Below are 22,165 nucleotides of genomic sequence, written 5' to 3'. Positions count from 1 at the left end.
TAACGCTCACCCTAGCTGGCGCAATATCTGCAACGGACTTAAGTTAACCACCCGCCGGTTGCCCAACCATCCGGCCAAGCCAATCACCCCCGCTCCCAAGAGCATCAACAGCGGCAGCAGCAACCATGGGGGGTTAAAATCGAGCTGTAGGAGCTGTGTCTGCACGGTGACGGTAAACAGAATCCCCCCAATAGCGGCAAATAGCCCCGCTAGCGCCCCTAGCACCATATATTCAGTAGAGATAATCTGCCGCAGCCGACAGCGATCAATCCCTAGTGTTCGCATAATCGCCCCTTGGCGTTGTCGCTCATCCATAGTCGATTGTAGCGCCGCAAACAGCACCACCATGGCTGCGATAAAGATAAGCAGCAGCACCACCTCAATCGCCGCTGTCAGGCGGGTGATAATCGCCCGCACCTGCCCGAGTACCTGATCGACATTAATTAGGGTAAGGTTGGGCATCGTCTCTAAGAGCTGCGACTTAAACCGCCCCATCGAATCGGGTAGCCAAAAGCTGGCCATATAGGTCGCGGGTAGGCCGGTTAAACTCTCGGGGGAGAAGATAATGTAGAAGTTAGGCTGCAAGTTATCCCATTTTACGCTACGAATGTTAGCAATCACGGCCTCAAGACTCACCGAGGCAACATCGAACCGTAAGCTATCTCCCAATCTCAGCCCCAGCTCTTGCGCCATCTCTGCTTCAATTGAGATCCATTTTTCGTGACCGTGATCGCCACGATCAGCCCACCACTGTCCGGCAATCACCCCATTATCGTCAGGCAACTCAGCCGACTCGGTTATATTCAGCTCTCGCCTAAGAGAGTTGTGTCGTAGCTCCCCGTCATGTAGCTGTCCACTAGCGAGTTGGCCGTTAATATGGGTTAACCGCCCTCGTACCACTTGATAGAGCCGTGGCGAGGGGAGCTTTGCGCTCTGAAAGCTCTCCACTAAAGCCTCGCGCTGATGCGGTTGAATATTAATCACAAAGTGGTTCGGTGCCTGCTGCGGTAGCTGCTGCTGCCACTGCTGTAACAGCTCCCCCCGCAATAGGCTAATCACCGTCACCGCTACCAGAATAAGACCGAAGGCGACAATTTGGGCGACCGTTAGTAGCCGGTTACGCCATAAAGAGGCCATACCGAGCCGCCAAACTCCCCCTCGCTGTGGTAGCCATTTTTGCGCTAGCCATAGTAGTCGCTCACTGAGCAGCGCAAAGAGCAGCAGCAGTAGCAGGGTCAGCGTCACCATGACGATGGTTAACGACAGATCGGCTGTGTGGAACCACATTAGCAGCGTAATGAGCACCCCCCCTCCCCCATAGACCAGCCAACCTGAGATCGGTAGCGGGGTTAACTCTCGCCGTAGTACCCGCATCGCCGGTACCTGACCTAAGCGCAATAGGGCAGGTAGTGAGAAGCCGAGTAGAATCACCACCCCTCCCAATCCCCCCAGAAGCAGCGGCTGCCAACGAGCCGGAGCCAACGCGGGGGTGAGCTCGCCCAAAATCATCAGCATCAGCGTCTGAGCGCCATAACCGAGTAGGGATCCGAACAGGGCGGCTACCCCTCCGATCAGTAGGAGTTGGATGAAAAATAGCTGCATCATCGGCCGCTGTTTCACCCCCAGCGCTCGTAGTACCGCGACGGTATCGAAGTGTCGTTCGCTATAGCGCCGTGCCGCGAGCGCAATCGCCACCCCCGCCATGAGCAGCGCCATGAGTGCGGCAATATTGAGATAGCTCTCGGCCCGCTCGATAGTTCGCGCCACCTGAGGCTGCCCCTCATTGAGACCGATGAGCCGTTGCGAGGGATTAAGCTGCGGCGTTAGCCACAGTTGATAGGCGGCGATTGTGGCCCCATCGGCGGCAAACAGCGTGGTATAACTCACCCTGCTGCCCTCGATTAAAAGCCCGGCACCAATCAGATCCTGCTGATTGATCACAATCCGTGGCGCAAACCCGGCAAACCCCCCTGAGCTGGCCGGTTCAAAGGCGATGAGTGCGGTGATGGTAAACTGGCTATCGCCTAGCTCTAGCAGATCGCCAACCTCTAAGGCTAGGTAGTCGAGCAGTACCGGGGTGACCCATACCTCACCGCGCTTAGGGGCACCCCGAACTAGCTTTTCGACGCCGTTGCGCTGCTGCTGTAGGCGTATGCCGCCTCGTAGGGGGTAGTCTTGCGTCACTCCCTTGAGGCTAACTAGCCGCATCTTATCGCCCGCAATCGCCATTGAGGGGAGCTCCAGCACTCGGTTAGTCGCCACCCCCTGCTGTGCTGCTTGCGCTAGCCACGCCTCAGAGATAGGGCGTTGGGAGCGCAGTAGCAGATCGGCACCGAGTAGCTCGGCAGACTGGGTTCCCATCGAGCGTTGTAAGCGATCAGTTAACTGGCTAATCGCGCCGGTAGTGGCCACAGCAATCCCTACCGCCAGCAGTAGTAGCCGTAGCTCACCGGCGCGCCACTGCCGTAGCAGCAGCCTAAGCGAGAGCCGAAACGACTGCGCCAGTGACGCCATCATACCCCCTCCTCACTCAAACACCCCTGCACCATCGTCACCCGTCGTTGGCACCGTTCGGCTAGGACGGCATCGTGGGTCACCAAAATTAGCGTGGTCTGCTGTTGACGATTTAGCTCAAAGAGCAACTCGATCACTTTAGCCCCCGTGTCGCTGTCGAGATTACCGGTCGGCTCATCGGCTAGAAGCAGTTTAGGGCGATTGGCAAAGGCGCGGGCAATCGCTACCCGCTGCTGCTCCCCCCCCGAGAGCTGACTCGGATAGTGGCTCAGTCGCGACGCCAGTCCAACCCGCTCTAACCAGTGAACCGCTTCGGTCTTAGCCTCAGCTTCGCCTTTTAACTCTAGCGGTAACATCACATTTTCTAGCGCCGTCAGCCCCGAAAGTAGTTGAAAGGATTGAAAGACAAATCCTAGCGACTCAGCCCGTACTGCCGCCCGGCCATCCTCATCGAGTGCAGAGAAGGGTTCACCGTTAAGCCATATCTCCCCCTCACTCACCCCATCGAGACCCGCTAGCAGCCCCAACAGCGTTGATTTTCCCGAACCGGAGGCACCGACAATCGCGACACTCTCTGCCGGTTTGACCTGTAGATCGATTCGGTGCAATATCGTCAACTCACCGGCCACTGTGGCCACCCGTTTACTCACTGCGGATGCCTCTATAATGGAACTACTCACACACTACCCCGTTCAATTCATTCAATGGCTACTTAGCCGCTACTCACCACTGCGCTCTGTTTTAGCGCCGACTCTGCTCCTTATCATTGGGCTCTTTAGTAGCGCTTCAAATAGCACCACGCTCCTAGTACTCGGCGATAGCCTCAGTGCCGCCTACGGCCTCAAGCCACAACAGGGGTGGGTGACGCTGTTACAGCAGCGCTATCCCCAGATGACGGTTATTAACGCCAGTATCAGTGGCGAAACCACCGCTGGCGGGCTAAATCGGCTACCGCAGCTACTAAAAAGAGAGCAGCCCGACTACCTGCTACTAGAGCTCGGCGCTAACGATGGCCTACGAGGCCTCTCCTTAAAGGCCATGAAGCACAATTTAAACCAAATGATTATCTTAGCTCAAGCAGCCGATGTCCGGGTCGGATTAATCGGCATTCAAATACCGCCTAACTATGGCCGTCGCTATACAGAGCAGTTTCGTCATATCTACTCAGAGTTAGCACAGCAGCATCAGCTACCGCTACTCCCCTTTATGTTAGAGGGGATCGCGCTAGAGGATAGCCTCATGCAGGCCGACGGACTGCACCCAAACGCCGCTGCACAGGCGCTGATTTTGCAAAATATCACCCCGCTGCTACAGCGCTTAACGCAGCCCGATCCGATGACAAAATAGCCGCAGGGCGACCTGTAGATCACAGCCTAGCACAACCACCCCCTGCTGTTCAGCGCTCGACCAATCGAACTGGGAAGACTCACCGCCGACCATAATCGGAATCGAGAGTTGCGGCAGTAGCGCCATTAACTCTCCGTTCACTTCAGGGTTCATCTGGGTCTGTACCGAGAGTACCACCGCTTTCGCGCCGCTCTGTTGGCTCAGTAGTGGTAGCGAGTGTAGTGGCAGATCGGCGCCTAAATAGATCACCCGATAGCCGCGATGGAGCAGCATTAGGCTAAATAACAGCAGGCCGGTTTCGTGAAAACAGCCCGCCACACAGGCGGCAACCACTCGTGGGCCAGAGGCTTGAGTATATGCATGGTGAAAACGGGCGCTAATCCGTCCCCGTAGCCAGCTACTAAAGAGGTGCTCTTCGGCCACCTCCCTCTCTCGTTGTCGTCGCTGCCACTGCTGCCCTAACTGAGACAATATTGGCTCAATTAGCTGCTGGATCACCATCTCTAGGGGGTAGAGCGCTGTCGCTTCGTTAAATAGCGCATCGAGCCGCTCGACGGCAAACTGAGCGACAGCTTGGCGCATCTGTCGCTGATAGTCGTCCCAAACGGGGGTGGCAACGAGTTGGGTAGAGGCGTCCGATTGTGGGGAGAACTCACCAGGCTGCTGTAACTGCTGCGCAATTAGCGCCAGCGATAGCCCCCCCTCTAACGACGCTACCACCTGTTTTACCCACTCGACATCGGCCTCACTGTAGAGGCGATGCCCCTTAGGGGTTCGTTTCGGTTGCAGCAGGCCGTAGCGCCGCTCCCACGCCCTGAGCGTCGAACTCCCGACTCCGGTTCGCTGCGATAATACCCTGATTGGAAACAGTAGCCCACTCTCACTCACCACGCCTATCCTCCGTTATTAATTTGTGATCCTGTCGTTGCAAAATAGACAATCGTTACCCATAATGTACAACTATTAATCTCTTTTACAACTATTGTTTAATTTTTTATTTTGGCCCGTTACCTGTTAAGGAGAGCCCGATGAGTACAGCCGACACGATCCAGAGCCGCTCATTAGCCCATATCAGCTTCAGTGCTCGTTGGGAGGATGAGACCGGCCACCACACAGCGCTACACCACTTTGAAAAATTCAATGTCTGGCGTGATCTCGATCTGCTACCGGCTGCGATTGCGGACGATATTCTCGGTCAAACGGTCGGCATCGGCTCCCCGCACCTCTTTAACGCCGGTGAGCTAGTCGAACCCTTTAGTAGCGATAACATTAGGCAGATCCCTACACAAAACTTTAGTGGCCGCTTTGCCAACGGTCAACCTATCGAGCCGCGAGTCGGTCGCTTCTATCCGCAAGGGATGATTAGCGGCATTGAGGGGATTTATAGCGAAAATAGGTTCCCCACCCGCTTAATTGAGCAGCGCGATAACCACTACCGTTTCGACTTTAACCACCCTCTGTCACAGGCAAAGATGTCGCTAACCCCCCAAATTCACGCCATCTTACCGGGCCAAAATGAGCACGGGGGGCGCTGTAACGATGTCCTGCTAGAGATGTTACGCGGGCCAGGCATGCAGCTCCCCTATCCTGGGGTTGCGACCGACTATCTCAGCGGTGAGCCGTTCAGACGGGTTGATGAGAGTAGTGATAGCGAGTTCTACCGTCGCGATAGATTAGTCCACCACCTCGATGCCACCGCCCGCCAGCAGCTCAGTCGGCTCTATGCCGAACTGATCCCCTCCCAAAGCCAAGTGGTGGATCTGATGGCCAGTTGGGAGTCGCATCTACCCCAAAGACTCGAATTGGCCGCTGTCATCGGTGTTGGAATGAACCAACATGAGCTCGATGCCAATCCTCGTCTGAGTGAACGGCTAGTACACGATTTAAATCAACACCCCCTCGTGCCACTGCCAAAGAGTCGTTTTGATGCGGTCATCTGTAGCGCTTCAGTCGAGTATCTAATCGATCCGGTGTCGGTATTTAGCGCTGTGAGAGAGATTTTAGCACCGGGCGGGCGCTTTATCGTCACCTTCTCCAACCGCTGGTTTCCGGCCAAAGCGATCGCCCTTTGGAGCGAAATGCACGAATTTGAACGCCCCGGGCTAGTGATAGACTACTTCCGTCGTGCCGGTTGGCAGGGGCCGATTAACACCCTTTCATTGCGTGGTCTCAGTCGTCCCGCAGGGGATCCCCACTACGCAACCACCGAACTATCCGATCCACTATTTGCAATCTGGAGCGACAAAGAGGCGCTTTAACCATGAAAATTCATACCCTTGATCCGATTACTTTAAACGATGTTACCGATCTCGATAACGCCCCCTTCGTTATCGACGGTGAGGGCGATAATGCCCTTAAAATCTATTTTGAATCGGAACAGAATCGTCAAGCCTATCTTGAGACCGATCTGCACGGCTCAGACGGTGAATCGAGCAGCGCGATGCGAAAAATTTTTGACCAAATGGCCGACAATCCCGATACTGGCTCGATCAATTGATCTCTCCCTCTCATCACAAGGATTAGAGAGCAATTAACAGACTCTCTGTTGCGTCAAAGGGGTTAAAAAATGGCCTAGCGATGAACAAGGCCTTCAATGAATAGGTGCTATCGGTTCGTGACTTAAGTCCCTAAGCTGCACTATAATTGGGCCACCACCCTATCACGAATGAGGTAAGAGACCGACCGTCTTATCAAAGAGCTACGGGAGAGCGACCGTAAGTTTCAATGGCTTGATGCCGGAGCGGAAGAGATGGTCAAAAATCGGGGGCTATTTAGTATTCGCGCCACCGGAAGCTCGGCCACTATTGTGAATGCTGCTGATTTTACCCCCCGAATTTGGTAGCGATATGGAGGGTAGCCAGTCTTATAGACAGGATCGCCTTTGCTTTTTTTAACCATGGAGGAGCGTTATGGCTTCCAAAACGATTGCCGTACTCGGTTCGGGCTTTGCTGCCTTGACCGCTGTCAAAACCCTGCGTCGGCTCGATCCGGCGCTCAATATTACCCTTGTCGCGCCGAAGGCGGAGTTTGTCTATCTCCCAAGCCTTATCTGGATTCCAAGCCATATTCGCCGTCCAGAGCAGCTCCAAATTCCGCTCGATAACTTTCTACGACGGCACAAAATTACCCTCCATACAGGTAGCGTCACCGGCCTAGCGAAGCGGGGGCGTCAGGTAACGACCACCACTGGAGATCTCGACTGCGATGGGGTGATTATTGCCACTGGCGGTCAATTTATTAAGAAAATACCCGGTATCGAACACACCATCACCCCGTGTGAAGGCATCGAGGCGGCGGTCAAAATCGAACAGCAGCTCTCATCAATGTCGCAAGGTAGTATCGCCATCGGCTTTGCCTCTAACCCTAACGAACCGACCGCGATGCGCGGCGGACCGATGTTTGAGTTCGCCTTCGGACTCGATACACTGTTAAAGCAGCAGCAAAAACGGGACAAATTTAAGCTCACCTTCTTCAGCCCGGCCCCCAAACCGGGGATCCGTCTGGGCGAAAAGGCCTATCACGGTATTGTCACCGAGATGAAAAAGCGCCAAATCGAGATGCGCTTTGGCAACAAAATTAAGGCCTTTGAGCCGGGAAAAGTGATCGATGAGCAGGGAGAGTTTAGCGCCGATCTCATTCTGTTTATGCCCGGTATGACCGGTAATCGCTGGTTTGACCAGACCGAACTGCCCCGCTCTGCCGGTGGGTTACTACAGACCGATCAGTATGGCAAAGTCCCCGGCTGGGAGACGCTCTATGTCGCCGGTGACTCGGGCAGCTTCCCCGGTCCGGACTGGATGCCGAAACAGGCCCACATGGCCGATCTGCAAGCGCAGGCGGCGGCCAAAAATCTGCTCGCCGAGCTAGAGGGCAAACCGATTAGCGCCGCCCCTGAGCCAGAGCTTATCTGTATTGTCGATACCAACCGCGAAGGGATGTTTGTGCTACGAACCCCGAAGCGGAACATCGTCCTGCCCCCCATGCGAGTGATGCACTGGATCAAGCGCCTCTATGAGTGGTGGTATCTGCGCCAATATCGCTAACTTGAAGTTGTGCACAACTTCTGTGGATAAATAGCGGGATAACTTTCTCAACCCCATATTGCAGCGCTATGTCTGACCGATTGGTTATTTTTTGACCACCCCTCTACCCCTTTGGAGAGAACCGATGAGTCCACAACTGCCCCATCAACTGCTGGTAATTACCGCCCTAGGCCATGATCGCCCGGGCCTTATCGATCAACTCACCCGCCCGATTCGGGCAGCGAATATCAATATTCTCGACAGCCGCATGATCTCGCTAGGCGGCGAATTTGCCGTCATGATGCTCACCTCGGGAGCGGATCACGCCCTACAGCAGCTACAGCAGCAGCTAGAGAGCGAGAGCGATAGACTCCAATTGACACTTCAGTGTCGTCTAACCACCCCCCGTCCGGAGACCGAACAGGGGTCTCAGCGCCACACCCTCGCGGTCGAGTGTCTCGACCACCCAGGTATTATCAACGATCTCGCCCGCTTCTTCTCTGAACGGGGACTCACCATCGATCAGATGGAGAGCGACAGCTATAACGCTCCGACCAGCGGCGTACCGATGTTTAGCGTCGAACTAGTGGTCGGTTGCAGTGAGGCGCAGCTACAGCAGTTTAACGACTACTGCGACTCGCTCAATCTTGATGTGCATTACTCTGGCTCGACTCGACAATAGCGTATAAAATCGACGCCTACCCTACCACCAAAGGAGTTCATCCATGAAGACCCTACCCCTGACACTAGCCACCACCGCCCTCTCGCTTTGGTTCGGCGCAGTTACCGTACAGGCGAATGAGAGCCTCGATAACGACCTCTCAGCCATGGCTCAAAGTGCCCTTAAGATCGAGAATCAGGAGCTAACTCGTCGGCTGAAAGAGGCCAATGCCACCATCACTAAGCTACAGAGCGACAAGCTACCGAACAGCGACTGCACTGCCCCCCCTGCTGTCGCGGAGAGAGCGGATCAAACAGATCAAATAGTCACACTACAGCGCCAAATTGAGGCCTTAGAGGCAAAGCTTGCACAACAGGCGACCGACGCCGCAGCCACCGCCACCGATAGCAGCGCTAAACTGCGCCAGCAGTTAACTGAAGCTAATAGTCACCAAAACCGACTTAGCGGCGAATTAGCCCAACAACAGCAGCAACTCACCGAGCTAGCGCAGCACAATAGCCAGCTAACCCAACAGCTAGCCGATATAGAGCAGCACAAGAGCCAGCTAACCCAACAGCTAGCCGATATAGAGCAGCACAAGAGCCAGCTAACCCAACAGCTAGCCGATATAGAGCAGCACAAGAGCCAGCTAACCCAACAGCTAACCGATATAGAGCAGCACAATAGCCAGCTAACCCAACAGCTAGCCGATGTAGAGCAGCACAATAGCCAGCTAACCCAACAGCTAGCCGATGTAGAGCAGCACAATAGCCAGCTAACCCAACAGCTAGCCGATATAGAGCAGCACAATAGCCAGCTAACGCAGCAACTACAGCAAGCTCAAGAGCAGGCCGAGAAGCAGCACAGAACGGCGGCTCAAGAGCGTAACGCCGCCATAGCAGCACACCAGCAGTTACAGAGACTGCCTCGCGTGCTAGGGGGAGAGAGCAGCGCCGAACAGCTACAGGCCAACGGTGCTGAGCTACTACAGCCGTTTCATACCCTGCGCCAGCAACTAGCCGGCTCAGGGAGCGGCGATACGATCTTACAGCGCGATTTTGAACAGATTGTGCAACAGATACGGCAGCAGCAGCTACTCTTAGCACTCACTCTCGATGCTCGCGGCACCTATATAACCCGAGATAAAGACTCACTAGCACTCATTGCCCAACGACACTACGGCGATGGCAAACTATGGCAGTCGATCTATCAGGCCAATCAACATCTGCTAGAGAACCCCAATATTATCCATCAGGGACTAACCCTCATTATCCCCTAAATGGGGCAGCAGTGACTGGAGCTGCAGTTAGCCCAGAGCAGTCCTAATCGCCACCTACCGGTTATCGCCCCACCGGTAAGTGACGGGGCAAGTCACGGCTTAACAACCACCGCACTTAGGGTACCACCACCATCATCGCTACGGCTGTTAGTTACGGTGACTTCGCTTTAACATCCGACAATCAACGAAAATCATTATACGGCAACAGGATAATGTCATTGAGCAAAACTATACATGGATCAACGATATTGACTATCATGGCGTGAAATTACACTGGCTGGAACACATAGAGACAACCACCGACATGCGTCATACGCTCGCGCCGTCCTACATCACTGACCGCTCAATTTCCTTTATAAAACGAGATTTTTCCTGACATCTTATATCTCCCCAAGGCATCACTCTCTGCTTTGGATAAGAGATACACAACCAGCGCTTAGCCCTTGTTACAGCAACAAAAGCATTGTTCCGTTCTTCATCGATTTCTTTGAGGGTTCTGGCTCGATAATCAGGGAAAACGCCTTCACACATGCCAATTAAGAATACGATATCCTTCTCCAGTCCTTTCATTGTGTGCACCGTGCTTAGGGTCAGCCCCTTATCAGTCGTACTGTCTGTAAGCTGGCCTAATGCCAATGCATTCCTAAATGCACTCAATGAATGACCCAACCCTTTTAGCTGGAACTTAGTCCACAGACCATTAAATTCCTTAAGTTCCTCAATACTTAACTTAATCTCTTCAATTTTGTCACTGGAGATACCATTTTGGTTATTAACCAGTGAAGTCAAATAATCATTAAAATCCCTCACTAATTTAGGGATCTTTGGGGCTTCAATATCCAAGTTATTGATTGCAAAAAGAAGGTTTGCCAATAGCTCATTATTTTCATGGTTTACTGAAGATACCTGAGTTGCGAGGTATTCTAAAGTCGCTGTTGTCCACTTATCGGGTTCAGAAATATTCAACACTTGACACAGTTTTTTTCCATCAACCCAATCTTTATGGTTCAACTTAATACGCACGGCATAATCAAGTGCCTTACCCAATTTTGTTGAAAACTCTAGTTGTTTCTCGCCTTTTCTTAGAAAATAGGGAATTCCTCTTTCTTTAAGGCTATTTTCTAGTGGTTTAAATACGAATCGATTACGGGCAATCACTACCATTTTATCGAGGGATATTGTGCCTTCAATCTCGTCATGAGTTGCCAAATCCAATAGTTGACTAATAGTTGAAGAAATTGAATCTGCTTCATCTTCCTCAGTTTCAAATTCGGCAATATTTACATCACCCTCCAGAGCATATTTTGTCTCAGATTGGGAGTTGGATTTAAGCTTATTTGCGGCACGAATAATGGCTTTAGCACTTCGATAGTTTTCCTTTAGTTCATACTGTTGTGGTGAAAAGTCTTCTACAAAATTCGTACAAAGATACTCCTTCGACGAACCGTTAAATCCATAGATCATTTGATTAGGGTCGCCTACCATCAAAATACTGTGAATAACATCACCACAAAACGCCTTAATAAATTCATATTGAGCCTTGTTTAGGTCTTGAGCTTCATCTACACAGATATGCTTAAATTGTGAACGGTATATTTTAGCAACCCATTCATGGGTTAATAATATTTTATGGGCATACACCAAAATATCATCATAGTCGATTCCGCCACTGTTCAATAAAGAGTTTTGGTAGTCCTGAAATATTTTCCAAATGTTATTGATTGGAAATACTTCGGCAACATCTTGTTCTGTAAGCAACTCCCGTTTTATTCTCGAAAAATAATTCAGATAGTCTTGCAGGTTTCTTTCCCTGCTTTTTAGATCTTTTGAGTCGGAGATATTTAGGTGCTCATCTATATCAATACCATCTTCGCGTAAAGACTGCATAAAGAGTTCCATTCGATCCTTGTCTCTATCGTATATATGAAGTTCAGCCGGTAACCCAATGGTATGACCATATTTCTCCAAAATACGCTGTGCAACGGAGTGAGTTGTAGCAACCCAGGATCTATCTTCTGCTGGATCGCAGTCAACTAAGCGGGAACTCATCTCTTCCGCCGCTTTATTGGTAAAAGTTAATGCTATTACTCCGTCTTTCTTGGTGTTATCCAAAATATAGCGGATCCGCTCAATTAATACACGAGTCTTGCCAGAACCAGCAGAGGCAAGTATCTGTATTGCTCTATCAAGAGGAGCCTTTACAATTTGGGATTGGCTTGGCGATAAACTCAACATAGCTATACCCACTTCTGCAATTTAGTAAAAACAGCAATGGCTGCTTGAGGGACAAGTGATTCAATTAATTTATTATTTGGGTTTCTAGTAATAACATCAGCTAAAAAACCAGCATATGATGCCTTTGACGCACGCATTCTTTCAACGAGCTCCTTATCGCTTAATTTATTCAGCTCATTGGTTTTTGCTTCAATATAACGAAAATTTTCATTTCCTCTAGTTTCAGTCTTTACAAGTGCCTCGATTACTTCACTTTGCAGGGCAAGCACATAAATTAATTCAGCTTCAATATCATTTTCATTAGAAAGAAATGAGCAGTAAAAGTTATCCACAGAGATATCCAATGATGTATTTTGTCGTATTTTACTCATCTGTGCGTTGATTTCGTTTTGGGTATTTCCATCATTATCACTAATGATACAGACAGGAATACCAAAACTGATAGCCATCTTGATGAATGGTGGATAATTCTTTCCAGCAACGCTAAGACAGTTAATACCAAGTGAAAAACTTGATTTTCCGAAATACGCTTGAAACATTGCCGGTATAATCTGTTCTTCGGTAACTCCCTCAAAAAGTATTAAGGCTTTGGAAAAAAGAAGCTCACCTCGAAATCGCATAACTTCACGCTGCAATATATTAATATCTTCAGGATCTAATCCTTCGATGAGTTGAGTTGTATGAAGCGCTTTCGATGTGCGTACCAACCCTCTTAAATCTTTAAGATTTGATATCCCAATCAAATAAGGCGAATGGGTACTAATAATCGCTTGTCCAGGTATATCACTAAGTTGAGCATATAAGGTTCTTTGCGCATTGGGATGCAGGTGTGCTTCTGGCTCTTCAGCGGCCAAAATTGGGTAGAACGGCTCGGCTTCCTCTTGGTGATTCTTAGCCAACAGTTCGGTAAAGGCTTTTACCGCTAGCATAGATGCCCAGCTACGGGTACCCATGCCGTGATATTCCATTGAGAATGAGCTTTTATCTGATTCGCCAAAATTCACACTAAATCGCTTTGAAAGATCACGAATCTTCTTCGGAAACGGGGTAAGCTCGGTTTTGCCACAGCCATCAAATGATTGATTCAGATTGTCCAGATGACTCTTCAATTGCTTAAGCGGTTCACTCTTATTGATGGCTTCTCTATTAACATCGGCTACCATCCGTTCCAGTTCAGCCACATCCTTATCGTCATACTCAACACTTGCTAAAACACGACCGATAAATGAGGTTTTCTCTTTCAGTTCATTATGAATATCTCTCTGGGCATCAATTGAAATAAATAGGATCGAGTCCAGCCGTTTGCTCAGTTTTTTTCTGAATCTTACATTTAGCCATTCGTTTTTTTCTGGCCAGGTATCCATCTCGAAACGCTCAACGATATAACCGCCTTTGATTTTGTCGGGTTTAGCCATAGTCCGAATCGCAACAAATTGCTTTCCATCGGCTTCGGCCTGAATTTTGTCACCAAACGCCTGTTGCCAGGCCTCGGTAAATTCATTGACTCTGGTTGTGCCATCAATAGCAATAAATCGAACATCAATCGTGATAATTTCCTGGCATTTTTCATCACTCCCAATATGAAAGTCTTCATCAGACAAGTAGCGCGAGTAGTCACCCAACGCTAACTGCATCGCTTTAATGACTGAAGTTTTTCCCGCATTATTTTGCCCAAGTAATACGGTTACTCTTGGTAGGGTTAACTCGATATTTGATATAGCCCGAAAGCCGCTAATACGCACAACATCTATTTGAATATTCATGCGGCATCACTCCTTTGTATCAACCGTGTCTTTCCCATCAGCAGTTCTTGCATCATGGCAGGTTTTGCTCAGGCGTTGTTCCAGCGCCTGAATCTCATCGTCCATATCGGAGAGAATGGTAGCAATAGCGGTTTGTTCTTCTTCTTTTGGAAAAGCTGCCTTGGTTGACTCCGTTTTTTCTTTAGTGACATGCAATATCGTTCCACCGTTAGAGGAGCTGCGTTTCAATTTTTCTGTCATATCATCAAGCAAATAGAATAAGTAGAACTAGCTATAACCATTTTTACACGCAATTTTCCAAATATGATAGTGATAGATTGCCTTTTGTCCTCTCCAAATCACAAGATCAAAGGTCGCTATTTTTCCATTCGTGTAAAGAATAGGCTCTGCCATTAATAAATGAGCTAGCAGTCCCCAAAGTTTCAATTATCCAATACTCCGGAATTAGCCGCCAACGATTAGCCCTGCGGGCCTTGTTCATCGTTTCGTCAGGGACAGCCATAAACCGGCAGCTTGCCCGATTTTACAAGTGACATGACACCCACACTTCTGAGGCGTAAAATCTGTTGACGAAAACCATTTATCGCCACAAAAGAGGAAGTGTCATGTCAGAAGCAAGTGTAACTGAATCGGTCGCAAATCCCAAGTAGAAGCAGAGAGTGAGGGTCAGGTCTTGCAATCACGCATCTGGGTATTGCGTTACGGATGCTAGATTGCAAGACCTGACCCCATTTCCGTTTTAAAGTCTGTTCTAAAATAGCCTTGACTGTTTTTAAGTAGGCTCTAAAATGGGCGAATGCGTTACTTAACCCCCTTTGTTCGTCACGATTTGAGCCGGAAAATGGTCTTTATTGGTGGCCCGCACCAGGTTGGTAAGACGACTTTAGCTAAAGCGATTCTGGCCGAACATAGCGCCGGTGGCTGCTATCTTAACTGGGATAGTGATGAGGATCGGCAGCGTATTTTGCAGAAAAAGTGGCAACAGAGTGATCACCTGCTGGTGTTTGATGAGCTGCATAAATACCCCCACTGGAAACAGTGGCTAAAAGGACTCTACGATACCTGCGGCGAGCGCCATACGATTTTAGTCACCGGCTCCGCGAGACTGGATATCTACCGTCAGGGGGAAGATTCGCTTATGGGACGATACCACTACTGGCGTCTCCATCCGATGAGTCTGGATGAGTCGCCGCTAGAGGATACGACGGCACGCCTGAAGCGGCTTATGGTGATGGGGGGCTTTCCTGAACCGCTACTGCTAAACAATCTGCGTGAAGCGAAACGGTGGCGTCGGGAGCGGTTTGATCGGGTGCTGCAAGAGGATATTCGTGATCTGGAGTCGATTCGCAATATTCAGAGCCTGCGCCTGTTAACCGATCTGTTGCGCCAGCGTGTCGGTGGTCAGGTAGTGATCTCCCATTTAGCCGCAGATATTCAGGTGGCACCGCAGACCGTCAAGTCGTGGATTGAAGCGCTGGCTAATATGTACCTGCTGTTTCAGATTAAGCCCTATAGCCAAAAAATTGCCCGGGCGATTCAAAAGCCGCCTAAAATCTACTTTTACGATAATGGCGATGTGCTGGGTGATGAGGGAGCTATCTTTGAAAATTTAGTCGCCACGCATCTACTGAAATGGCTGCAGTTTCGGGAAGATTATGAGGGTGATCGGTGTGAGCTCTGCTACTTACGCGATAAAGAGGGGCGTGAGATCGACTTTGTCATTGTGGTCAATAGCGTGATTGAGGAGCTAATCGAAGTCAAACTCTCCGACAGCTCCCCCTCACGAGGGTTGCGCTACTATCAGCAGAGCCTGCAGCCGCAGCGCACTACGCAAATTGTGGCTAATCTCTCCTATAGTTATGAGCAGCATGGTATTTGGGTGACTCATGCTGAGGCCTATTTTCAGACTTCGCCGTGGGAGAGTGGTGAAGTATTATAGAGCCATCAGCGTATCGTCAACATGGCCTGTTGACAGCCAACTCACTCGCGCACCATACTACCCCCAAGTTTACAAACACCAACCGGAGTAGAGCCGATGTGTCTTGGAATCCCGATGCAAATTATCGCTATCGACGGCTACAACGCCCGCTGTGAAGCGAAGGGGGTTGAGCGCGAAGTGAGCCTGTTTATGTTGCAAGATGAGTCGGTTAGCGTGGGAGATTATGTAATGATTCATGTCGGTTATGCCATCCAAAAGATGACCGCCGCCGAGGCTCGTAGTAGCTGGGAACTACTCGATGAGGTATTGAGCGCTAGCGACACCCCGCCGCCCCATGCATGAGCTCTCCCTCTGTCAAGGGCTGGTGCGGCAGTTAGAGCAGCTAGCCGCCGACTACCCCGGCAAAACCATTGTACGAGTGGAGCTGACCATCGGCCCATTAGCCGGTATCGAGCCTGCGCTACTAAAGCACGCCTTCCCTATCGCCGCTGCCGCTAGCGCTGCCGCCGAGGCGGAGCTGGTGATAACCCCCTCGCCCATTACCCTCTACTGCGAGCCGTGTGGCCTTGAGGTAACCGCCCGCGCCAACCGCCTGATCTGCCCCCACTGCGGTCACTGGCAGACCCGACTGTTAAGCGGGGATGAGATGATTTTACAGCGTATAGAACTGGAGGATTAACGATGTGTGATAGTTGTGAATGATGAGGGGGCCTGCCATATCTGGTGGTCGGCCCACCCGCCCCCCTCTCTAACCCCATAGGCGAAAAGATCATGCCAACTCCCAAACAGGCGCTAATTTTGCAGCATGTCCCCTTTGAAGGGGCCGGTTCCATTGAGCCGTGGCTTAATAGACACCACTACCAGAGCCAGATCTGCCACCTCTATCGCGGCGATCCACTGCCGAAGGTAGAGAGTCTCAGTCTGCTCATTATTATGGGTGGGCCGATGAGCGTCAACGATGAAGAGTTCTACCCATGGCTAGTGGCCGAAAAGTCGGCTATTGCGACCGCTATTAGCCTACAGATCCCCACCGTGGGGATCTGTCTCGGTGCCCAGCTCATGGCGAACGCCCTCGGTGCGGCGGTCTATCCTAATCCAGAGAAGGAGATCGGCTGGTTTAAGGTGACCGCCCCCCCCTCCCGACTGCCACTACCGAGGCAGTTTAACGCATTTCACTGGCACGGTGAGACCTTTGATCTCCCCCCAAACAGTCAACGACTCGCTAGCTCCGCCCTCTGTCGCCACCAAGCCTTTCTCATCGGCGACTATGCGCTCGGACTCCAGTTCCATATCGAGATCACCCCCGAGTCGGTACAGGCACTCATAACGCACTGTGGCGATGAGCTAACGGAGGCGCCTTCAGCCCCCGCCATTCAGACTGCCAAAGAGATGCTCGCCGCGCCGCCGAGCCACTATGTCGCGCTCAATCAGATGATGGATCAGCTCCTCTCAGCTCTCACTCATCAGCGAAGTTGTGGCTAAGCCCCAGCCCACACCTAGCCAAAGGGCCGCCTACCATCTCATCGTTAGCGGCGAAGTACAGGGGGTCGGTTTTCGCCCCTTTATCTACCGTCTAGCCGCGCAGTTTGCGCTAACAGGGTGGGTACAGAACTGTCAGGGAACCGTGGAGATTCATATTGAAGGCGCGGTAGCGGCGATCGAGCCATTTATCGCCGCCCTCCTCACCCAGCCCCCCCCCCGCGCCAAGCCTACGCTAACCTCACAACAGCCGATCCCCCGTCAAGGGTACGCCGAGTTCACCATCTTACCTAGTCGCCGCACTGCTGAGGCCGATATCCATCTCCCCACCGATATCGACACCTGTGAGGCGTGCCTCACCGAACTCACTACCCCCGCTAACCCTCGCTACCGCTACCCCTTTATCAACTGTACCGCCTGCGGCCCACGCTATACGATTATCACTAGCCTCCCCTATGATCGCGCCACCACCTCAATGGCCGACTTTCCCCTCTGCCCGCTGTGTGAGGCCGACTATCTCAACCCCTATGATCGCCGCTTCCATGCCGAACCTATCGCCTGCGCCCACTGCGGCCCTCGGTTACACTTCCGCCGGTGTCGCGCTGACTCTAGTAACTCGATGGCACTAGAGGGTGAGGCGGCTCTAAACGCTGCCGTCACCGCCCTTCTTGCCGGGGAGATTGTCGCCATTAAGGGGATTGGCGGCTACCACCTCTGCTGCGATGCCACCTGTGAGCCTGCCATTAAACGACTACGGCAACGCAAACAGCGGCCAGATAAGCCCCTTGCGGTGATGTTTGCCGATCTAAACGCCATAGAGGCTGAACTACAGCTCAATCCTCTTAGCCGTGTAGCACTATCGAGCCCAGCGCGGCCGATTGTGCTGCTACCGAAGCGCCGCGACTCTACCCTGACCGCCGCCATCGCCCCCGATCTAAGTGAGATAGGAGCGCTGCTCCCCTACTCCCCGCTACACCATCTGCTGCTACCGCTCTTCAATCGACCCCTCATCGCCACCTCAGGCAATCTCAGTGGTGAGCCGGTCATCACCCAAAATAGTGAGGCGACAGCGCGACTCGCCACAATAGCCGACGCCTTTTTAGACCATAACCGACCGATTGTCCGTCCTGCGGACGATTCGGTCTATCGCCGCCTAGGGGAGCGGATCGTGCCTCTTCGAGTCGGCCGAGGGATCGCCCCGCTAGCGTTACCCCTCCCGCTACCGCTAACGACCCCGCTCCTAGCGCTTGGGGCACAGAGTAAGACCACCCTAGCGCTCGCTTGGGGAGAGCGAGTCGTCATCTCGCCCCACATTGGCGATATGGGTACCCTACGCAGCCTGCAGACGCTGCAGCAGTTAGGCGATGATCTACAGCGCCTCTACCAAGTTCGAGCCGAGGCGCTGGTGAGCGATAGCCACCGCCAATTTGACACCTTTCGCTGGGCCAAAGCCCACCCCCTGCCCCACCACACCGTCTGGCACCACCACGCCCACGCCGCCGCACTCTATGGCGAGGCGCTACAGCAGGGACTGGAGCTGAACCAAAAGATGGCTATCTTTACCTGGGATGGTGTCGGTTTGGGGCCTGACGGCACCCTTTGGGGCGGCGAGCTGCTGCTAGGTCGCCCCAATCAGTGGCAGCCTCTGGCTAGTTGGCGTCAATTTCGACTCCCCGGGGGGGATAAGGCAGCCCGGGAGCCGTGGCGCAGTGGTGCAGGTCTATTATGGCAGTGTGGCGATAGCGATAATCCTACCAAACCACGCCGACCTTGGCCTAAAGAGCAGCCCTACGCCGAACGACAACTGCTGTTCCACTTCTGGCAGCGCCAACAGAACGCCCCCCTCACCAGCGCGACCGGCCGCCTACTCGATGGCTGTGCCGCACTCCTAGGCGTTAACTACCAGAGCAGCTATGAGGGGCAAGCCCCCGCCATGTTGGAGGCGCTGGCGATGACGCTGCTCGATAGCGCCACCCCCTCGCAGTGGCACCAAAGTTGGCAGCTCGCCCCCCCCCTCACTCTGCCCACTATCGCCACCGAGGCCGATGGAGCAGCACCGAACTGCCCCCGATTTCGGATCGATTGGCAGCCTCTTATCGACTATCTGCAACAGAGCGACGATACAGACGCCGTTGCCGCCCTTCGTTGCCATACGACCCTAGCCCAGCAGCTAGTCACGCTAGCCACCTTAGCCCAGACCCAACACGGCATAAGCGCCATCGGTTTCAGTGGCGGCGTCTTTCAGAACAGCCTCTTAACCACTCTGGCCAGCGCTAGCGTGCAGCAGGCCGGTTTTAGCCTCTATCTGCCGCAAAAGTTGCCATTTAACGATGCCGCTATCGCCTATGGTCAAACGATCACCCAGTTATGGAGGGAACATACTCTATGATCGACTCGCCCCGTATCACCCTCGCCCACGGTAACGGTGGGCGCTTAATGCGTCAGCTAATTGAGGCGCTACTCCTCCCCTCTCTCTCCCTAAGCGCAGCGCAGTGTGAGCTCGATAGTGCGCCACTGCCGACAATGTCGGGTGAGAGTCTGATTACTACCGATGGCTTTACCGTTAAGCCGCTCATCTTCCCCGGCGGCTCCATCGGCTCACTGGCGATTCACGGCACGGTGAACGATCTGGCCGTCGCTGGCGCTATTGCCCACTCCCTGACGCTCAATCTGTTTATTGAGGAGGGGTTAGAGATTGCTCTGCTACGACAGATTATTGACGATATGGCCACGGCAGCGCGAGAGGCTAACATCACCATCGTCGCCGGCGATACGAAAGTGGTGCCGCGAGGGGAAGGGAGTGGCCTCTATCTGGCCACCACCGGTGTGGGTCAGCGCTCTCGCCCGCTTCCCGGCCCCGCCGCCATCACCCCCGGGGACAGACTGGTTATTAACGGCTCGATTGGCGATCATGGCAGTGCGGTCATGTTAGCCCGCGAAGCGTTCGGATTAAGCGGCCCACTCGCCTCCGATAGCGCCAATATCACCCCGCTGTGCCAGCAGGCGCTTGAGTTTGAGTCGCTACGGTTTTTGCGTGATCCGACTCGGGGCGGGGTCGCCACCCTCTGCCACGATCTCTGCCGTTTAACCGGCTTAGGAGTGCGTCTGTTTGAGAGACAGCTGCCCATTAACGGTAGTGTCACCACGCTCTGTGACATGCTCGGCTACGATCCGCTCTATTTGGCGAACGAGGGCAAGGTGGTTGCTGTCATAGCTGCCGCACAAGCCGAAGCGCTCTGCCAGCGCTGGCGCAGCCACCGTTTGGGGGCCCAGAGTGCCATTATTGGCGAAGTGGTGGCCACCCCCGCCCACCTCACCTTGCAGACCGAACTAGGCGGTGAGAGGCTACTACATGAGCTGGAGGATGATCCGCTACCACGAATCTGCTAAGGGGGAAGCGAGGCGCTACCCTCTTCGCGTCGAGAGCTGCCCCCCGCCGATAACCCTAATCCGATAGCCACTACCACCGCCCAACCAACGAGCGGCCACTCCCCCCAACGCAGATAGGGGGTCAGGCCTGTCATCGGTTGTACCGAGCCTGAGAGGGTCGCGGCCACAAACTGTTGGCTACGCGCCAACACCTTGCCATCACGCTCAATAAGTGCTGAAATGCCGCTAGTCGTCGCCCTAAGTGTCGGGCGTTGAAACTCAAGGCTACGCATTCTAGCAATCTGTAGATGCTGATGCGGTGCGAGCGAATCGCCATACCAACCATTATTACTACCGTTAACCAGTAAGGTCGCCTCTTTAACGAGAGGTCGCATCTCAGCGGCAAAGAGATCCTCATAGCAGACAGTCGCCGCCAAGCGCCACTCGCCTACCTGTAACGGCGACTGCTGCTCTGGACCTGGGGAGAAGTTACTCATGGGCATATTGAAAAAATTGATCGCCCCGCGCAACCACGACTCTAGCGGCAGATACTCACCGAAGGGGACTAAATGGCGTTTATGGTAGCTCTGCTCCGGCCTCCCCACCACCGTCAGGCTGGTGTGATACCCCTCGCCATCGTGACGATAGCGAATGCCGCCACTAATGATGGTCGAGCCGCTAGCGCTAGCTCTCTTTGCCAGTGGGGTAAAAAAATCTGCCTCTAGGTGGCGATAGTAGGTCGGAATCGCATTTTCAGGCCAAATGATGAGCGCCGCTTGCCCAAAATAGGGCTCCGTCAGCTCACGATAGCGCGCCAGTCGCTGCGACAGTGAGTGGCCCTGCCACCGACTCTGGCGAGAGACATTGCCCTGAATCAGCGCCACTGAGATCCTCTCCCCCACCGGTTCTGTCCACTGCTGTTGTTGCAGCAGCGCCGCAGAGAGGTAGATTCCCCCCACCATGAGGGCGACCAGCATCGCTGTTTTTACGGTAGTTCTAAGCAGCAGTAGCGCTAAGAGCGCCGCCAGTAGCACCACCCCCCCGCCCACGCCATAACTGCCCAACAGCGGTGCCCAACCCGCCAATACCGAGTCGGTGACGATGTAGCCGGGGTTAAGCCACGGGAATCCGGTAAAGAGCTCGCCTCGTAACCACTCCGTCGCCGTCCATAGCAGCGGTAGCAGTAGCAGCAGCGCCCGCATCGGTGCCTGCTGTAGTGCCAAATAGCCTCTAAGCGCGATAAAGAGCGCTAGCGCCAGCGCCGGAAAGAGCGCCAAGTAGGCGACAAATAGCAGTGTGAGTAGCGCCGCCAGTGGCCAAGGTGTCTGGCCCATATCGACAATGGCGACTGAGATCCACGAGATCCCGACCCCAAAGTAGCCCAAACCATACCCCCAGCCCAGTAGCGCCGCTCGACGAACCGACGATAGCGGCCAACTCAACCAGAACAGCAGCGCTAACGAGAGCGGCAGGAGGAGATACCACCCGAGCGGTGCAAAGGCCGCCGGCGCTACCGCTCCAGCGAGTAGCCCTAACAGGGGGCGCCGCCACGCCATC

General features: G+C 53.0%; 18 protein-coding genes and 1 pseudogene. 12 read left to right on the top strand and 7 right to left on the bottom strand.

Translation table 11 applies throughout. The features are described 5' to 3' along the window. Nucleotides 1-6: 6 nt before the first annotated feature. Complete coding sequence (locus tag D5085_13470; protein ID QEP44037.1) at nucleotides 7-2,517, bottom strand: FtsX-like permease family protein; 2,511 nt, start codon at nucleotides 2,515-2,517, stop codon at nucleotides 7-9. Then, nucleotides 2,514-3,194: an ATP-binding cassette domain-containing protein gene (locus D5085_13465; GenBank protein ID QEP44036.1), complete on the bottom strand. Its 681-nt coding sequence runs from the start codon at nucleotides 3,192-3,194 to the stop codon at nucleotides 2,514-2,516. The genes D5085_13470 and D5085_13465 overlap by 4 nt, the downstream gene beginning before the upstream one ends. On the opposite strand from D5085_13465, the gene D5085_13460 reads away from it, so the two are divergent. After that, the gene (locus tag D5085_13460) at nucleotides 3,181-3,861 is read left to right on the top strand and encodes an arylesterase (protein QEP44035.1); all 681 of its coding nucleotides are present in this window, start codon (nucleotides 3,181-3,183) and stop codon (nucleotides 3,859-3,861) included. The genes D5085_13465 and D5085_13460 overlap by 14 nt on opposite strands. Here D5085_13460 and D5085_13455 read toward each other — a convergent pair. Continuing rightward, nucleotides 3,832-4,752 (bottom strand): MerR family transcriptional regulator, encoded by a 921-nt coding sequence (locus tag D5085_13455; GenBank protein QEP44034.1) that lies wholly within the window; start codon nucleotides 4,750-4,752, stop codon nucleotides 3,832-3,834. The genes D5085_13460 and D5085_13455 overlap by 30 nt on opposite strands. Before the next feature lie 137 nt (nucleotides 4,753-4,889). Here D5085_13455 and D5085_13450 point away from each other — a divergent pair, with 137 nt between their 5' ends. The 5 genes from D5085_13450 (at nucleotide 4,890) to D5085_13430 (ending at nucleotide 9,823) form a co-directional block, all read left to right on the top strand. Further along, nucleotides 4,890-6,119 carry a methyltransferase domain-containing protein gene (locus D5085_13450; GenBank protein ID QEP44033.1) on the top strand — a complete coding sequence of 410 codons (1,230 nt, stop codon included), beginning with the start codon at nucleotides 4,890-4,892 and terminating at the stop codon, nucleotides 6,117-6,119. A gap of 2 nt (nucleotides 6,120-6,121) precedes the next feature. Further along, nucleotides 6,122-6,358 (top strand): hypothetical protein, encoded by a 237-nt coding sequence (locus D5085_13445; GenBank protein QEP44032.1) that lies wholly within the window; start codon nucleotides 6,122-6,124, stop codon nucleotides 6,356-6,358. A gap of 412 nt (nucleotides 6,359-6,770) precedes the next feature. Then, the gene (locus tag D5085_13440) at nucleotides 6,771-7,904 is read left to right on the top strand and encodes an NAD(P)/FAD-dependent oxidoreductase (protein QEP44031.1); all 1,134 of its coding nucleotides are present in this window, start codon (nucleotides 6,771-6,773) and stop codon (nucleotides 7,902-7,904) included. 124 nt (nucleotides 7,905-8,028) lie between these two features. Then, entirely contained in the window at nucleotides 8,029-8,565 is a 537-nt protein-coding gene (locus D5085_13435; GenBank protein ID QEP44030.1) for a glycine cleavage system protein R, read from the top strand. A 43-nt stretch (nucleotides 8,566-8,608) separates the two neighbouring features. Then, nucleotides 8,609-9,823: a hypothetical protein gene (locus D5085_13430; protein ID QEP44029.1), complete on the top strand. Its 1,215-nt coding sequence runs from the start codon at nucleotides 8,609-8,611 to the stop codon at nucleotides 9,821-9,823. 327 nt (nucleotides 9,824-10,150) lie between these two features. Here D5085_13430 and D5085_13425 read toward each other — a convergent pair whose 3' ends face one another. The 3 genes and pseudogenes from D5085_13425 to D5085_13415 all read right to left on the bottom strand — a co-directional run bounded on the left by D5085_13425 (nucleotide 10,151) and on the right by D5085_13415 (nucleotide 13,971). After that, nucleotides 10,151-12,055 (bottom strand): ATP-dependent helicase, encoded by a 1,905-nt coding sequence (locus D5085_13425; GenBank protein ID QEP45166.1) that lies wholly within the window; start codon nucleotides 12,053-12,055, stop codon nucleotides 10,151-10,153. 5 nt (nucleotides 12,056-12,060) lie between these two features. Then, on the bottom strand, nucleotides 12,061-13,821 hold the full coding sequence (locus D5085_13420) for a DUF2813 domain-containing protein (protein QEP44028.1): 1,761 nt from the start codon (nucleotides 13,819-13,821) through the stop codon (nucleotides 12,061-12,063). Beyond that, a pseudogene (locus tag D5085_13415) lies at nucleotides 13,818-13,971 on the bottom strand (restriction endonuclease subunit S). Before D5085_13415 ends, D5085_13420 begins: the two are co-directional and overlap by 4 nt. 646 nt (nucleotides 13,972-14,617) lie before the next feature. Here D5085_13415 and D5085_13410 point away from each other — a divergent pair. The 6 genes from D5085_13410 to hypE all read left to right on the top strand — a co-directional run bounded on the left by D5085_13410 (nucleotide 14,618) and on the right by hypE (nucleotide 20,629). Next, a complete protein-coding gene (locus D5085_13410) occupies nucleotides 14,618-15,760 on the top strand; it encodes an ATP-binding protein (GenBank protein ID QEP44027.1) in 1,143 nt (380 codons plus the stop codon). Between the two features lie 96 nt (nucleotides 15,761-15,856). Further along, nucleotides 15,857-16,102 carry a HypC/HybG/HupF family hydrogenase formation chaperone gene (locus D5085_13405; protein QEP44026.1) on the top strand — a complete coding sequence of 82 codons (246 nt, stop codon included), beginning with the start codon at nucleotides 15,857-15,859 and terminating at the stop codon, nucleotides 16,100-16,102. Continuing rightward, nucleotides 16,095-16,439: a hydrogenase maturation nickel metallochaperone HypA gene (locus D5085_13400; protein QEP44025.1), complete on the top strand. Its 345-nt coding sequence runs from the start codon at nucleotides 16,095-16,097 to the stop codon at nucleotides 16,437-16,439. The genes D5085_13405 and D5085_13400 overlap by 8 nt, the downstream gene beginning before the upstream one ends. Before the next feature lie 92 nt (nucleotides 16,440-16,531). Then, nucleotides 16,532-17,242 carry an amidotransferase gene (locus tag D5085_13395; GenBank protein QEP44024.1) on the top strand — a complete coding sequence of 237 codons (711 nt, stop codon included), beginning with the start codon at nucleotides 16,532-16,534 and terminating at the stop codon, nucleotides 17,240-17,242. Next, complete coding sequence (gene hypF / locus D5085_13390) at nucleotides 17,235-19,628, top strand: carbamoyltransferase HypF (protein ID QEP44023.1); 2,394 nt, start codon at nucleotides 17,235-17,237, stop codon at nucleotides 19,626-19,628. Before D5085_13395 ends, hypF begins: the two co-directional genes overlap by 8 nt. Continuing rightward, nucleotides 19,628-20,629, top strand: a complete 1,002-nt coding sequence (gene hypE, locus D5085_13385; protein QEP45165.1) for a hydrogenase expression/formation protein HypE — start codon at nucleotides 19,628-19,630, stop codon at nucleotides 20,627-20,629. Before hypF ends, hypE begins: the two co-directional genes overlap by 1 nt. Here hypE and D5085_13380 read toward each other — a convergent pair. Next, nucleotides 20,626-22,164 (bottom strand): apolipoprotein N-acyltransferase, encoded by a 1,539-nt coding sequence (locus D5085_13380; GenBank protein ID QEP44022.1) that lies wholly within the window; start codon nucleotides 22,162-22,164, stop codon nucleotides 20,626-20,628. The two genes, hypE and D5085_13380, sit on opposite strands and share 4 nt — an antisense overlap. Nucleotide 22,165 lies beyond the last annotated feature (1 nt).

The sequence above is a fragment of the Ectothiorhodospiraceae bacterium BW-2 genome, assembly GCA_008375315.1.
Taxonomy (GTDB): domain Bacteria; phylum Pseudomonadota; class Gammaproteobacteria; order Thiohalomonadales; family Thiohalomonadaceae; genus BW-2.
The sequence above is the reverse complement of the archived record's forward strand: the minus strand, read 5'-3'. Positions and strand labels throughout refer to the sequence as shown.